General features: G+C 37.7%; 1 protein-coding gene and 1 pseudogene. Both read right to left on the reverse strand.

Features of this window, described 5'->3' with window-relative positions; genetic code table 11:
* Positions 1–216 precede the first annotated feature (216 nt).
* The gene (locus RFK25_RS11450) at positions 217–450 is read right to left on the reverse strand and encodes an Imm74 family immunity protein (RefSeq protein ID WP_105111728.1); all 234 of its coding nucleotides are present in this window, start codon (positions 448–450) and stop codon (positions 217–219) included.
* 4 nt (positions 451–454) lie between these two features.
* Positions 455–1,068 (reverse strand): annotated as a pseudogene (locus RFK25_RS11455) (hypothetical protein); the annotation flags it as partial.

Here is a 1,068-nt window from a genome sequence, read left to right on the forward strand (position 1 = left end):
CCACTGTCCTAGGGCGATTACTATACTCCGCCAAGAGCGCCTTTGTTGAGGCGAGCAGCTCTTTAAACGCTGACAAATCATGACTAGCATGATTGCTCTCATACTGGATAATCACTTCATTCAAGTCTGTGATATCATTTTAATAATAATATTATTCCCTTTTTCAACAACTTCATTGATATAAAAGAGAGAGGGCAAGTCTACTTAACTAAGTAGTTATACAAATTCTATATGCACTGTATTCTCACTTTCCATACTTTTTACTATGGCAATAATATTCTCAACATCTTGTAAAGATACTAGGTCTTTTTCAAAGGGCGGTTCCCAATGTGTCATGCTATCTTTATAAACTACAAATTTTTTTCCAACTAATAATTCACCTTCTGCTCTTAAAATATGTCCGTTTTCCAAGTCAAAAGTGATTGATGATTTCGTCCCCGAAATTTTCATGATTTCACCTCTTAAATATTATTGTTTCTATACCTGTCTTAGGGTCAATTGTGGTAATTTGAGTAACATTTGGATTTGCTTTTAACCTCGGCAATTCTATATTTTCCCATATATTTCCAGGTCTTAATTCGTTACCTACGACAGCTCGAATTTTCCCAGAAACTTGTTCCGCATAAATATTTGACGCTTCTTCCCATGCATCAATACTTGATGGTTTATTAAAATCCCATTCAGGCATGATAACATTAGCATCATCAATAGTAGACTCTAGCGTGACACCACCTCTACTTTTGGCAATATCTTTTGCAACATCCATTCCTCCGATACCATCTGTTCTTCCTGACCAGAAAAAAGCTGTATCGGGTTTAGTTCTCAATCTATCTCTAATTAGATTGACATCAAAATTTGTTTCAGTAAAGTCTATTTTGGAAAATTGCTTTGAGGTGTGCACCTCATTCAAACTAAACTTACTCGCCGCAGACGATGCCGCAAAGCCTCCTAAAATACTGCCTACAAAGGTTGCACGTTGTGCATCTGCTTCGCTTCCCCCTAGAAGTTTGGTGCCGTGATAGCCTGCCTGACCTCCAACAAAACCTCCAACCTCACCTATCGCAAACT

It is taken from the genome of Streptococcus sp. SS-4456, from assembly GCF_036680365.1.
Classification (GTDB): Bacteria; Bacillota; Bacilli; order Lactobacillales; family Streptococcaceae; genus Streptococcus.